Raw genomic sequence first — 13901 nt, 5'->3', positions numbered from 1 at the left:
CGCCACCATGACGCCTAGCAGCCAAGGTAACGGATGAAAGCAACGCGCCCCGGGAAGTTAAAGCGCCAGGAAGAACAAGCCAGCTTTATTAGCTGGCGTTTTGCGTTGCTGTGCGGCTGTATTTTATTGGCATTGGTCGGTTTGATGTTACGTACTGCATACCTGCAAGTGATTAACCCTGACAGACTGGTGCGTGAGGGTGATATGCGCTCGTTACGGGTACAGGAAGTGCCGACAGCCCGTGGCATGATCAGTGACCGTTCAGGCCGCCCGTTGGCGGTTAGCGTGCCGGTTAATGCGGTTTGGGCAGATCCGAAAGAGCTGACCGAGCGCGGGGGTATTACGTTAGATACTCGCTGGAAAGCGCTATCGGATGCACTGGAAATCCCACTGGATCAATTGGCGGCCCGGATTAATGCTAACCCGAAGGGACGTTTCGTGTATCTGGCGCGTCAGGTTAATCCCGCGATTGGCGACTATATCCATAAACTGAAACTCCCCGGTATCTATTTGCGCCAGGAATCACGCCGTTACTATCCGGCAGGCCAAGTGATGGCACACATTATCGGTGTGACCAACATCGATAGCCAAGGTATCGAAGGGGTTGAGAAAAGCTTTGACCGTTGGCTTACCGGGCAACCTGGTGAACGTACGGTACGTAAAGACCGCTATGGCCGTGTCATTGAGGATATCTCTTCTGTCGATAGTCAGGCAGCACATAATCTGGTGTTGAGTGTTGATGAGCGTTTACAGGCGCTGGTGTATCGCGAATTGAACAATGCGGTGGCATTCAACAAAGCAGAATCAGGCACTGCGGTGCTGGTAGATGTGAGTACCGGCGAAGTATTAGCCATGGCGAATAGCCCGTCTTATAACCCGAATAACCTGACCGGAACGCCGAAAGATGCTATGCGTAACCGGGCGATAACCGATATTTTTGAACCCGGCTCCACAGTGAAGCCCATGGTAGTGATGACGGCATTGCAGCATGGCGTTGTGAAAGAAAACAGTGTGCTGAACACCTTGCCGTACTTTGTTAACGGTCACCAGATTAAAGACGTGGCCCGTTATGCAGAACTATCTGTGACCGGGATCTTGCAGAAGTCGAGTAACGTCGGCGTTTCTAAGCTGGCGTTAGCGATGCCATCCTCAGCGTTAGTAGATACTTACTCACGGTTTGGGTTTGGGAAAGCGACCAATTTGGGGTTGGTCGGAGAAAGCAGTGGCTTATATCCTAAAAAACAACGGTGGTCTGACATAGAGAGGGCCACCTTCTCTTTCGGCTACGGGCTAATGGTAACACCGTTACAACTAGCGCGAGTCTATGCAACCATCGGCAGCATGGGGATTTATCGCCCGCTGTCGATCACTAAAGTTGACCCGCCAGTGGCCGGTGAACGCGTTTTCCCAGAACCGTTGGTTCGTACCGTGGTTCATATGATGGAAAGCGTGGCATTACCTGGCGGCGGGGGCACCAAAGCCGCCATTAAAGGCTACCGTATTGCCATTAAAACCGGTACCGCCAAGAAAGTTGGCCCGGACGGTAAATATATGGACCGATACCTCGCTTACACCGCCGGCGTAGCGCCCGCGAGTAACCCTCGATTTGCTCTGGTTGTGGTCATCAATGACCCGCAGGCAGGGAAATATTACGGTGGTGCGGTTTCTGCACCGGTGTTCGGTGCCATCATGGGCGGCGTCCTGCGTACCATGAACATTGAGCCAGATGCGTTACCCACCGGTGATAAAAGCGAATTAGTGATTAATACAAAAGAGGGTTCAGGTGGCAGATCGTAACTTGCGCGACTTACTCGCTCCTTGGGGGCTAGACGTCCCGGAGCGGGCGCTACGGGAAATGACATTAGACAGCCGTGTTGCCGCTGCCGGGGATTTGTTTGTCGCCATTGTCGGCCACCAGACGGACGGGCGTCGCTATATCCCGCAAGCCATTGCACAAGGTGTTGCGGCAGTGGTCGCTGAAGCCGATGGTGTAGCGCCGGATGCCAGTGTGGTAGAGATGCACGGCATTCCTGTTATTTATTTGCGTAATTTGAATCAACATTTATCCAAGCTGGCAGGGCAATTCTACCATCAGCCGGGTACAGCATTACGTTTGGTCGGTGTGACGGGGACCAACGGCAAAACCACCACCACCCAACTACTGGCACAATGGAGTCAGGCACTGGGGGAAACCAGCGCGGTAATGGGTACAGTTGGCAATGGTCTGTTAGGGCAAGTGATTCCGACGGAAAATACCACCGGTTCAGCGGTTGATATTCAACATTTACTGCGCAATTTGGTTGAGCAAGGGGCTACTTTTGCGGCGATGGAAGTTTCTTCCCACGGTTTGATTCAGAACCGCGTAGCCGCATTGCCGTTTGCAGCAGCAGTGTTTACTAACTTAAGCCGCGATCATCTGGATTATCACGGTAATATGGCGAGTTATGAGGCGGCAAAATGGTTGCTGTTCTCCACCCATCAATCCGAACATAAAATTATCAATGCTGATGACGAAGTCGGTCGCCGCTGGTTAGGGCAGTTGCCGCAAGCTGTTGCTGTCAGCATGGAAGACAAAGTTCCTACGGGCTGGAATGGCCCATGGTTATCGGCGAGTAACGTTGATTATCACGATAACGGTGCCAGCATCACTTTTGACTCAAGCTGGGGCGAAGGCCAATTAGAAAGCCGTCTGATGGGGGCGTTTAACGTCAGTAATCTGCTGGTGGCACTGTCAACCCTCCTTTCTCTGGGGTATCCGTTAGCACAATTATTAGCAACAGCACCAAGCCTGCAACCGGTGTGCGGGCGTATGGAAGTGTTTAACGCGCCCGGTAAGCCGACGGTGGTCGTGGATTATGCCCACACCCCGGATGCCTTGGAAAAGGCCCTGGCTGCGGCCCGCTTACACTGTAAAGGCCAGTTGTGGTGTGTGTTTGGTTGCGGTGGTGATCGTGACAAAGGTAAACGCCCACTTATGGGCGGTATCGCAGAACAACTGGCGGATCGGGTGGTCATCACCGACGATAACCCGCGCAGTGAAGAGCCGCAGGCTATCGTGGCGGATATTCTCAGTGGCTTGCTGGATGCCGGGCATGCATTGGCAATTCATGGCCGTGCTGAAGCGGTGACCAGTGCCATTATGCAAGCCAAAGAAGAAGATGTCGTGCTGGTGGCGGGTAAAGGACATGAAGATTACCAATTAGTGGGTAATCGCCGCTTGGATTATTCAGACAGAGTTACCGTCGCCCGTTTATTGGGGGTGATGGCATGATTAAGGTCTCACTGCATTTCCTGTCTACGCTGCTTAATGCTGAATATATTGGCAGTGAAAACGTCGACATCACCGAAGTGACCATTGATACCCGTAAGGTCACACCGGGGTGTTTGTTCGTGGCGCTGAAAGGCGAGCGTTTTGATGGGCATGATTTTGCAGAAGATGCTGTTGCCGCAGGTGCAGGCGCTTTGCTGGTAAGTAAACGCTTACTGGTGGGGGCCCCTCAGTTAGTGGTCAAAGACACTCGTCTGGCACTGGGGCAATTTGCTGCGTGGGTGCGTGAGCAAGTGCCTGCTCGGGTGGTGGCTTTAACCGGCTCATCCGGTAAAACCTCGGTAAAAGAAATGGTTGCCGCCATTTTGCGTCAATGCGGAAATGTGCTGTATACCGCCGGTAACTTCAATAACGATATTGGGGTGCCACTGACTTTACTGCGTTTGACGCCTGAACATGATTTTGCCGTGATTGAGTTGGGTGCTAATCATGTGGGCGAAATCGCCTACACCACGGATTTAAGCCGCCCTGAAAGTGCTTTGGTTAATAATTTAGCGGCCGCTCATCTGGAAGGTTTTGGTTCACTGGCAGGGGTGGCGAAGGCCAAAGGTGAAATTTTTGCCGGGTTGCCTGCTAACGGGACGGCAATTATTAATGCTGACAGCAATGACTGGCCGCATTGGCAGGAAATGCTGCACAACAAGCGCGTTTGGTATTTTTCACCTCGCGGCGCAGAAGATATCGATTTCTATGCCAGTGATGTGCGTATTACACCACAGGCGACACATTTTACCCTGCATTCGCCATTTGGCACTATAGCCATCGAATTACCACTGCCGGGGCGGCACAATATTGCTAACGCCTTGGCTGCAACGGCGTTAGCAATGTCGGTTGGCGCTGATTTAGCTGCCGTCCGCCAAGGGCTGGCACAATTACAAGCTGTACCGGGCCGTTTATTCCCGATTCAATTATCGGCAGGTAAATTGCTGCTCGATGACTCCTACAACGCCAACGTCGGTTCTATGACTGCCGCGGCCCAAGTGTTGGCAGATATGCCCGGCTACCGTGTGTTGGTGGTGGGGGATATGGCCGAATTGGGTGATACCGCCGTGGATTGTCATCGCCAGGTGGGTGAGGCTGCCAGACAGGCGGGTGTTGATAAAGTGCTGAGTGTTGGCTCATTGAGTCAGACGCTGAGTGATGCGAGCGGTAACGGCGAACATTTTCAGGATAAGAACACATTGGCAGCCCGTGTGAGTGAATTGCTGCTCGAACATCCGGTTATCACCGTTTTAATTAAAGGTTCACGTAGCGCCGCCATGGAAAATGTCGTGCGTGCGTTACAGGAGAATGCATCATGTTAGTTTGGTTGGCTGAATACTTAGTAAAATTTTACTCGGGCTTTAACGTCTTTTCCTATTTGACGTTCCGAGCCATTGTCAGTCTGTTGACGGCACTGTTTATTTCTTTGTGGATGGGGCCGCACCTGATTGCTTATTTGCAGAAATTGCAGATTGGTCAGGTAGTCCGTAACGATGGGCCAGAGTCACATTTCAGTAAACGCGGCACGCCAACCATGGGCGGCCTGATGATTTTGTTCTCTATCACCATTTCGGTGCTGATGTGGGCTTACCCTTCCAATCCATATGTCTGGTGTGTGCTATTCATTCTTGTGGGTTATGGCATCGTCGGTTTTATCGATGATTACCGCAAAGTGGTGCGTAAGAACACCAAAGGTTTGATCGCCCGCTGGAAGTATTTCTGGCAGTCAGTGATTGCACTGGCGGCAGCATTCGCCATGTACAGCATCGGTAAAGACACTGCGGCTACCGAGCTGGTGGTGCCATTTTTCAAAGACGTCATGCCGCAACTGGGTTTGATGTATATCTTGCTGGCTTACTTTGTGATTGTCGGTACCAGTAACGCGGTGAACCTGACTGACGGATTGGATGGTTTAGCTATCATGCCGACCGTGTTTGTCGCCGGTGGTTTTGCCTTGGTTGCCTGGGCGACCGGTAACGTGAACTTCGCCGCATACCTGCACATTCCTTATCTGCGCCATGCCGGTGAACTGGTGATTGTCTGTACCGCGATTGTCGGTGCCGGGTTGGGCTTCTTATGGTTTAACACCTATCCGGCACAGGTCTTTATGGGGGATGTCGGCTCGTTGGCCTTGGGCGGTGCGTTAGGCACCATCGCGGTGTTACTGCGCCAAGAGTTCTTATTGGTGATTATGGGCGGGGTATTCGTGGTTGAAACGCTGTCGGTGATCCTACAGGTAGGTTCCTTTAAGTTGCGTGGGCAGCGTATTTTCCGCATGGCCCCGATTCATCATCACTACGAACTTAAAGGCTGGCCAGAACCACGGGTTATCGTGCGTTTCTGGATTATCTCGCTGATGCTGGTGCTGATTGGCCTAGCGACGCTGAAGGTGCGGTAATTATGGCTGATTATCAGGGTAAAAAAGTAGTCATTATCGGGCTGGGGCTAACCGGCCTTTCCTGCGTTGATTTCTTTATGGCGCGCGGGGTTACGCCGCGTGTGATGGATACCCGTATTAATCCGCCAGGCCTGGATAAATTGCCTGAAAGCGTTGAGCGCCATGTCGGTGACCTTCATCAGCAGTGGTTATTAGATGCAGATTTGATTGTGGCCAGCCCAGGTATTGCGCTGGCACATCCTGCCTTGAGTGATGCCGCTGAGGCAGGGGTCGAGATTGTCGGCGATATCGAGCTGTTCTGCCGTGAGAATCAGGCGCCAGTAGTAGCGATTACCGGCTCTAACGGTAAAAGTACCGTGACCACGCTGGTGGGCGAGATGGCTAAAGCGGCGGGCTGGCAGGTTGGCGTCGGTGGCAATATCGGTGTTCCGGCTCTTACGTTATTGAAACAAGAAAACCAACTGGTAGTACTAGAGCTGTCGAGCTTCCAGTTGGAAACTACCTCAAGCTTGCATGCCAGTGCGGCCACCATCTTGAACGTAACAGAAGATCATACTGACCGTTATCCGTTCGGTTTGCAGCAATATCGCGCAGCTAAACTGCGAGTTTATGAAAACGCTAAAGTCTGTGTGGTGAATGCCGATGACGCGCTTACCATGCCGGTGCGTGGCGCTGATAGCCGCTGTATTAGCTTTGGTGTGGATGTGGGTGACTACCATCTGAATAAGCAGCAGGGAGAAATCTGGCTGCGGGTTCGGGGTGAAAAAGTCTTGAATACCCGCGAAATGAAATTGACCGGTCGCCATAACTATACCAATGCGTTGGCAGCACTGGCGCTGGCTGATGCTGTGGGGATTCCCCGCTCGTCAAGTTTGAAAGCATTGACCACCTTTACCGGTTTATCACACCGCTTCCAACTGGTGTTTGAGCACAATGGCGTGCGTTGGATTAATGACTCTAAAGCCACCAATGTTGGCAGTACGGAAGCAGCGTTGGATGGCTTGCAGGTTGACGGTACCTTGCATTTATTGTTGGGCGGCGACGGTAAATCCGCTGATTTCTCTGGGTTGACGCGTTTTCTACAAGGCGACCATATCAAAATTTACTGCTTTGGCCGTGATGGTGAGCAACTGGCTGAATTGCGCCCTGAGGTCTCTCAGCTTACCGAGACGATGGAACAGGCCATGGTACTGCTGGCGCAGAGACTGGCTCCGGGGGATATGGTGTTGCTGTCTCCTGCTTGCGCCAGTTTGGACCAATTCCGCAGTTTTGAACAACGTGGTGATGAGTTTGCTCGCCTGGCAGAGGAGTTGGGCTGATGCGCATGCCGGGGCTGGGGCTGTTTAATACCGTAAAACATTTTGTGATGGGATCGCGCGAAAGCGACACCACCAGCATGGTGCTTTACGACAGAACCTTGCTGTGGCTGACATTCGGTTTGGCGATTATCGGTTTTGTGATGGTGACATCGGCATCAATGCCGATTGGTCAGCGTCTGGCTAGTGATCCCTTCTTATTTGCCAAACGTGATGCTCTCTATCTGGCACTGGCATTGGGTTTGTCGCTAGTGACATTACGTATCCCGATGGAGGTTTGGCAGCGCTATAGCAATATTATGTTGCTGATTTCGATAGTAATGTTGCTGGTAGTGTTGGTGGTGGGTAGCTCGGTAAACGGGGCATCACGCTGGATTTCATTGGGGCCGCTGCGTATTCAGCCAGCGGAATTATCCAAGCTGTCACTGTTTTGTTATCTGGCCAGCTATCTGGTGCGTAAGGTTGAAGAGGTTCGCAGTAATTTCTGGGGCTTCTGTAAACCGATGGGGGTCATGGTTATTCTGGCGGTGTTACTGCTGGCACAGCCTGATCTAGGCACGGTGGTGGTGCTGTTTATTACCACGCTGGCGATGCTGTTTCTGGCTGGCGCGAAAATGTGGCAGTTTTTGGCGATTATTGGCTCTGGTGTGTTTGCGGTTTGTCTGCTGATTGTTGCTGAACCCTACCGTATGCGCCGTGTGACATCCTTCTGGAATCCATGGGCGGATCCGTTCGGTAGTGGTTATCAGTTAACCCAGTCGCTGATGGCTTTTGGCCGTGGTGAATTCTGGGGGCAAGGCTTAGGTAACTCAGTGCAGAAACTGGAGTATTTACCGGAAGCGCATACCGACTTTATTTTCTCGATTTTAGGCGAGGAACTGGGGTATTTCGGTGTGGTTCTGGCACTGTTAATGGTATTCTTCGTCGCTTTTCGTGCTATGTCCATCGGCCGTCGCGCGTTGGAGATAGATCAGCGATTTTCTGGCTTTTTGGCTTGCTCAATCGGCGTCTGGTTCAGTTTTCAGGCACTGGTTAACGTTGGGGCTGCTGCCGGAATGTTGCCGACTAAAGGGTTGACCTTACCACTGATCAGTTACGGTGGTTCGAGCTTGATTATTATGTCAACGGCAATTGTGCTGTTGCTACGCATTGATTTTGAAACACGCCTGGCAAAAGCCCAGGCGTTTGTAAGGAGTGCCCGATGAGTGGCAAGACCAAGCGTTTAATGGTGATGGCTGGTGGCACCGGGGGGCATGTCTTCCCCGGATTGGCCGTGGCACATCATCTGATGGCGCAAGGCTGGCAGGTGCGTTGGCTCGGCACCGCAGACCGAATGGAAGCGTCATTGGTACCCCAAAATGGCATTGAGATTGATTTCATCCAGATTTCTGGTCTACGCGGCAAGGGGCTAATGGCGCAACTGATGGCACCAGTGCGGATTTATCGTGCGGTGCGTCAGGCCAAGAAAATCATGCGTGACTACCAGCCGGACGTGGTGCTAGGCATGGGCGGTTATGTTTCCGGTCCCGGTGGTTTGGCGGCATGGCTGTGCGGTATTCCAGTGGTGTTGCATGAGCAAAATGGCATTGCCGGTTTGACTAATCGCTGGCTAGCCAGAATTGCCAAAAAGGTGTTACAGGCCTTCCCCGGCGCATTCCCAAATGCTGATGTGGTGGGTAATCCGGTTCGTACCGATGTTCTTGCGCTGCCATTGCCGGCGCAACGTTTGGTCGGCCGTGAAGGCCCGGTTCGTGTGTTGGTTATCGGTGGTAGCCAAGGCGCGCGGGTGCTAAATCAGACAATGCCGCAGGTTGCCGCACAGTTGGGTGAGAAAGTCACGCTGTGGCATCAGGTAGGTAAAGGCGCATTGCCAGAGGTATTACAGGCATACCAGCAAGTCGGGCAGGGCGATGATAAGCATAAAATTACTGAGTTTATCGACGATATGGCAGCCGCTTATAGTTGGGCCGATGTGGTGGTGTGCCGTTCAGGTGCGCTGACGGTCAGTGAAATTGCCGCCGCAGGTTTACCGGCGATTTTTGTGCCGTTTCAGCATAAAGACCGGCAGCAATATTGGAATGCACTGCCGCTGGAAAAGGCCGGTGCGGCCAAGATTATCGAGCAGCCGCAATTTAGCGCCGAGGCGGTCAGCAGCTTATTGGAACAGTGGGATCGAGCAACCTTACTGACTATGGCTGAACAGGCAAGGTCCGTGGCTATCCCGGACGCTACTGAGCGCGTAGCTGCTGAAGTGGTCGCGGCCAGTAAGTAATAGTAAAAATAGATAATGAACAGCAGGTAGTTAGGTTAATGCGGGCTGTGAATATGCAACAGACAAAAAAGTGAAGAGAAACGTGAATACACAACAACTGGCGAAACTCCGAACTATCGTGCCCGAGATGCGTCGCGTCCGGCACATTCACTTTGTTGGCATCGGTGGTGCCGGCATGGGTGGTATCGCTGAAGTGTTGGCTAACGAAGGTTATCAGATTAGCGGTTCAGATTTGGCACCTAACCCGGTCACTCAGCATTTGGCCTCTTTGGGCGCACAAATCTATTTCCATCACCGTCCTGAAAACGTTCTGGACGCCAGTGTGGTCGTGGTTTCAACTGCAATCTCTGCGGATAATCCAGAGATAGTTGCGGCTCGCGAGGCGCGTATTCCGGTGATCCGCCGCGCAGAAATGCTGGCAGAGTTGATGCGTTTCCGTCATGGCATTGCGGTTGCAGGCACTCACGGCAAAACCACCACCACGGCGATGGTTTCCAGTATCTATGCTGAAGCCGGTCTGGATCCAACCTTTGTTAACGGCGGGTTGGTGAAAGCGGCAGGGACCCATGCTCGTCTTGGGTCCAGCCGTTACCTGATAGCAGAAGCCGATGAAAGTGATGCGTCATTTTTGCATCTGCAACCGATGGTGGCGATTGTCACCAATATCGAAGCCGACCATATGGATACTTATCAGGGTGACTTTGAGAACTTAAAACAGACGTTTATTAACTTTTTGCATAACTTGCCATTCTATGGCCGTGCGGTGATGTGTATTGACGATCCCGTGGTGCGCGAGTTGCTACCGCGAGTAGGCCGCCACATTACCACCTACGGTTTCAGTGATGATGCCGATGTGCAGATCGCCAGCTACCGGCAGGAAGGCCCACAGGGGCACTTCACGCTCAAACGCTTGGATAAGCCATTGATGACGGTTACCTTGAATGCACCGGGTCGTCATAATGCGCTGAATGCAGCGGCGGCGGTGGCTGTGGCGACAGAAGAAGGTATTGAAGACGAAGATATTCTGCGCGCGTTGGCAGGGTTCCAGGGGACTGGTCGCCGCTTTGATTTCCTCGGCAACTTCCCGCTGGCACCGGTCAATGGCAAAGAAGGCAGTGCGATGCTGGTTGATGACTACGGCCATCATCCAACTGAAGTGGATGCCACTATTAAAGCTGCGCGCGCGGGTTGGCCGGATAAGCGCATCGTGATGGTTTTCCAGCCGCACCGTTATACCCGTACCCGTGACCTGTACGACGACTTCGCCAATGTGTTATCGCAGGTTGATGTGCTACTGATGTTGGATGTGTACGCTGCCGGTGAACCGCCGATCCCTGGGGCTGATAGCCGCTCGTTGTGCCGCACCATCCGTAATCGTGGCAAGTTAGACCCAATTTTGGTTTCAGACAGTGAAACCGTGCCTGAAATTTTGGCGCAAGTGCTGAACGGCGATGACCTGATTCTGATTCAGGGCGCAGGTAACATTGGTAAAATTGCCCGTAAATTGGCTGAGCTTAAATTGCAGCCACAGATAAAAGATGAGGAACATCATGGCTGAGAAAGTCGCGGTACTGCTGGGTGGTACCTCCGCTGAACGTGAAGTGTCATTGCTATCAGGTCAGGCGGTATTAGCGGGCTTGAGAGAAGCAGGTATCGATGCCCATGGTATTGATACCCGAGACTTCCCAGTGACTCAGCTTAAAGAACAGGGCTTCGATAAGGTCTTTATCGCTTTACATGGCCGTGGTGGTGAAGATGGCACCTTGCAAGGGGTACTGGAATTCCTGCAACTGCCTTATACCGGCAGTGGCGTGATGGCGTCAGCCCTGACGATGGACAAATTACGCACCAAATTGGTGTGGCAGGCTTCAGGTCTGCCGATTTCGCCTTATGTCGCGTTGAATCATCAACAGTTTGAAACACTTTCGTCAGAGGAATTAGCGGCGGGTGTCGCTAAGCTTGGCCTGCCATTAATTGTTAAGCCAAGCCACGAAGGCTCCAGTGTTGGCATGAGTAAGGTTGATCACGTCGATCAATTGCAGAGTGCCTTGGTTGAAGCTTTCCGTCACGACAGTGATGTGCTGATAGAGCAATGGTTGAGTGGCCCGGAATACACCGTCGCGATCCTCGGTGATGATGTTTTACCATCAATCCGTATTCAGGCCCCCGGCGTGTTCTATGATTATGAAGCCAAGTATCTGTCTGACGAAACACAATATTTTTGCCCAAGCGGTTTGAGCAATGAGTTGGAGCAACAATTGGCGACGCTGGCATTGCAGGCTTATCAGGCGCTGGGTTGCAGCGGTTGGGGCCGGGTAGATGTCATGCAAGACAGTGACGGCAGTTTTTACCTGCTTGAAGTGAACACTTCACCGGGTATGACTAGCCACAGTTTAGTGCCGATGGCAGCCCGCCAGTCAGGGTTGAGTTTCTCCCAACTGGTCGCTCGAATTTTGATGTTGGCTGACTGATATGTCGCAAGCTGCCCTGAATGCGCGTGAACGTGCGGCTGAAAACAGCGTGGCCCGACGCAGTAACGGAGGCCAACTAGCAGGTCTGATTTTCCTGCTAATGGTTCTGGGTACCATGCTCTGGGGTGGGTGGGTCGTAGTGGGGTGGATGAAAGATGCCAGCCGACTGCCACTGTCAAAACTGGTGGTGACCGGTGAGCGCCATTACACCACCAATGATGATATTCGCCAGGCAATTCTGGCATTAGGCGCACCGGGTACCTTTATGACGCAGGATGTGAACATCATCCAGCAGCAGATTGAAAGGTTGCCTTGGATTCAGCAGGCCAGTGTGCGTAAACAGTGGCCGGATGAGCTGAAAATCCATCTGGTGGAGTATGTGCCTTTTGCTCGCTGGAATGATTTGCATATGGTTGATGAGCAAGGGCGGTCATTTAGTGTGCCGTCCGAGCGGGTCGGCACACAGAAATTGCCATTACTGTATGGTCCGGAAGGCAGTGAACAGGATGTCCTGGAAGGCTACCGGGCAATAAATAAGGTGTTAGCGGCCAATAAATATCAGCTAAAGATGGTGGCGATGAGCGCCAGGCATTCTTGGCAGTTGGCCTTAGATAATGATGTTCGGCTGGAGCTGGGACGGGATGACCGGATGGGGCGTTTGCAACGTTTCATCGAGTTATATCCGATGTTGCAACAGCAGCCAGATAAACGAGTCAGTTATGTTGATTTGCGATATGAGACAGGGGCTGCAATAGGTTGGGCTCCGGTATTTATCGGCAGTCAGGGTGGTGAGCCACCAATAAATGGCCAGCAGAACAGTAATCCGCAACAGAATCAGGCACAGGCAAAACAACAATGATCAAGTCGACGGACAGAAAACTGGTAGTAGGTCTTGAGATCGGCACGGCAAAGGTCTCCGCATTGGTAGGGGAAGTTCTGCCCGATGGCATGGTCAATATTATTGGGGTCGGCAGTTGCCCATCCCGTGGCATGGATAAGGGTGGAGTTAATGATCTTGAATCGGTAGTGAAATGCGTGCAGCGCGCTATCGATCAGGCGGAGTTAATGGCGGATTGCCAAATTTCATCTGTTTATTTGGCTTTATCGGGTAAACATATCAGTTGTCAGAATGAAATAGGGATGGTTCCTATTTCAGAAGAAGAAGTAACTCAGGAAGATGTAGAGAACGTAGTGCATACCGCGAAGTCGGTGCGTGTGCGTGATGAGCATCGTATCCTGCACGTTATTCCACAGGAATATGCCATCGATTATCAGGAAGGCATCAAAAACCCTGTTGGTCTGTCTGGCGTGCGGATGCAGGCTAAAGTGCACCTGATTACCTGCCATAACGATATGGCGAAGAATATTGTTAAAGCGGTGGAGCGTTGTGGTCTGAAAGTGGACCAACTGATTTTCGCCGGTTTGGCAGCAAGTTATGCAGTATTGACTGAAGATGAGCGTGAGCTGGGGGTCTGTGTCGTTGATATCGGCGGTGGCACCATGGATATGGCGGTTTATACCGGTGGCGCGTTACGGCACACCAAAGTTATCCCTTACGCCGGGAATGTGGTCACCAGCGACATAGCTTATGCTTTTGGTACGCCGCCTACAGATGCGGAAGCGATTAAAGTTCGGCACGGCTGTGCGCTCGGGTCGATAGTCAGCAAGGACGAAAGTGTAGAAGTGCCAAGTGTTGGCGGACGCCCTCCCCGTAGTCTGCAAAGACAGACACTCGCTGAGGTTATAGAACCACGCTACACCGAGTTGCTGAATTTAGTTAATGACGAGATTTTACAATTGCAGGAGCAGTTGCGTCAGCAAGGCGTGAAGCATCATCTGGCAGCCGGTATCGTGCTGACTGGCGGTGCTGCACAAATTGATGGGCTGGCTGAATGCGCACAACGGGTGTTCCATGCCCAGGTTCGTATCGGTCAACCGCTCAATATCACCGGGCTGACGGATTATGCACAGGAACCTTATTACTCCACTGCTGTTGGGTTATTGCATTACGGTAAAGAATCTCATCTCAGTGGTGAGTCAGAAGTAGAAAAACGTGCCTCAGTGGGCAATTGGTTTAAACGTATCAATAGCTGGCTGAGAAAAGAGTTTTAATGTTTCAACAAAGAGATCATGC

At 52.2% G+C, this 13901-nt stretch carries 11 protein-coding genes; all 11 read left to right on the top strand.

The window, feature by feature from the left end; genetic code table 11:
• Positions 1-33 precede the first annotated feature (33 nt).
• The 11 genes from V1955_RS18540 (at position 34) to ftsA (ending at position 13879) form a co-directional block, all read left to right on the top strand.
• Entirely contained in the window at positions 34-1797 is a 1764-nt protein-coding gene (locus tag V1955_RS18540; RefSeq protein ID WP_083160533.1) for a peptidoglycan glycosyltransferase FtsI, read from the top strand.
• Positions 1784-3271, top strand: a complete 1488-nt coding sequence (murE, locus tag V1955_RS18535) for a UDP-N-acetylmuramoyl-L-alanyl-D-glutamate--2,6-diaminopimelate ligase (RefSeq protein ID WP_442821259.1) — start codon at positions 1784-1786, stop codon at positions 3269-3271. Before V1955_RS18540 ends, murE begins: the two co-directional genes overlap by 14 nt.
• A complete protein-coding gene (gene murF, locus V1955_RS18530; RefSeq protein ID WP_442821258.1) occupies positions 3268-4632 on the top strand; it encodes a UDP-N-acetylmuramoyl-tripeptide--D-alanyl-D-alanine ligase in 1365 nt (454 codons plus the stop codon). The genes murE and murF overlap by 4 nt, the downstream gene beginning before the upstream one ends.
• Positions 4626-5708 carry a phospho-N-acetylmuramoyl-pentapeptide-transferase gene (gene mraY / locus V1955_RS18525; RefSeq protein WP_032905459.1) on the top strand — a complete coding sequence of 361 codons (1083 nt, stop codon included), beginning with the start codon at positions 4626-4628 and terminating at the stop codon, positions 5706-5708. Before murF ends, mraY begins: the two co-directional genes overlap by 7 nt.
• A 2-nt stretch (positions 5709-5710) precedes the next feature.
• Positions 5711-7027 carry a UDP-N-acetylmuramoyl-L-alanine--D-glutamate ligase gene (gene murD, locus V1955_RS18520; protein WP_083160527.1) on the top strand — a complete coding sequence of 439 codons (1317 nt, stop codon included), beginning with the start codon at positions 5711-5713 and terminating at the stop codon, positions 7025-7027.
• Positions 7027-8229: a cell division protein FtsW gene (gene ftsW, locus V1955_RS18515; protein ID WP_083160525.1), complete on the top strand. Its 1203-nt coding sequence runs from the start codon at positions 7027-7029 to the stop codon at positions 8227-8229. The genes murD and ftsW overlap by 1 nt, the downstream gene beginning before the upstream one ends.
• Positions 8226-9296 (top strand): undecaprenyldiphospho-muramoylpentapeptide beta-N-acetylglucosaminyltransferase, encoded by a 1071-nt coding sequence (murG, locus tag V1955_RS18510; protein WP_083160523.1) that lies wholly within the window; start codon positions 8226-8228, stop codon positions 9294-9296. Before ftsW ends, murG begins: the two co-directional genes overlap by 4 nt.
• A gap of 82 nt (positions 9297-9378) precedes the next feature.
• Positions 9379-10854: a UDP-N-acetylmuramate--L-alanine ligase gene (murC, locus tag V1955_RS18505; protein ID WP_083160521.1), complete on the top strand. Its 1476-nt coding sequence runs from the start codon at positions 9379-9381 to the stop codon at positions 10852-10854.
• Complete coding sequence (locus tag V1955_RS18500) at positions 10847-11767, top strand: D-alanine--D-alanine ligase (RefSeq protein WP_083160519.1); 921 nt, start codon at positions 10847-10849, stop codon at positions 11765-11767. The genes murC and V1955_RS18500 overlap by 8 nt, the downstream gene beginning before the upstream one ends.
• Before the next feature lies 1 nt (position 11768).
• Complete coding sequence (ftsQ, locus tag V1955_RS18495; RefSeq protein ID WP_083160517.1) at positions 11769-12626, top strand: cell division protein FtsQ; 858 nt, start codon at positions 11769-11771, stop codon at positions 12624-12626.
• Positions 12623-13879 (top strand): cell division protein FtsA, encoded by a 1257-nt coding sequence (gene ftsA / locus V1955_RS18490; protein ID WP_002210431.1) that lies wholly within the window; start codon positions 12623-12625, stop codon positions 13877-13879. Before ftsQ ends, ftsA begins: the two co-directional genes overlap by 4 nt.
• Positions 13880-13901 lie beyond the last annotated feature (22 nt).

The sequence above is a fragment of the Yersinia sp. 2545 StPb PI genome, from assembly GCF_052217125.1.
GTDB lineage: Bacteria > Pseudomonadota > Gammaproteobacteria > Enterobacterales > Enterobacteriaceae > Yersinia > Yersinia enterocolitica_E.
This window is presented reverse-complemented; position numbering and strand designations above follow the sequence as displayed.